Genomic DNA, 245 nt, shown 5'->3' on the forward strand with positions numbered 1-245 from the left:
TAAATTTTATGATGAAATTCATCCTCATGATCCCTGCTCTCCCCTCCTATTCCTTTCCCCCCCCTCTCTTTTTCTCCCCTCCTTCCTTGTTCTCCCCTTCCTTTCCTCCTTCTTTCCCCTTCCTCCCCTCCCTTTCTCCCCCTCTCTTTTTTCTTCTTCTTCTCCTCCCTCCTTTCTCTTCCTTTCCTCTCTTCCCCCCTTCCCTCCCTTTCTTTCTTTCTTCTTTTCCTCTCTTCCCCTTCCCC

General features: G+C 49.4%; 1 protein-coding gene. It reads right to left on the reverse strand.

The window, feature by feature from the left end; genetic code table 11:
• Window positions 1-245 (reverse strand): hypothetical protein (locus AB1471_RS19115; protein ID WP_367781037.1); only part of this gene is annotated, 245 nt, incomplete at both ends.

The sequence above is a fragment of the Jeotgalibacillus marinus genome, from assembly GCF_040801915.1.
Lineage (GTDB): Bacteria > Bacillota > Bacilli > Bacillales > Jeotgalibacillaceae > Jeotgalibacillus > Jeotgalibacillus marinus.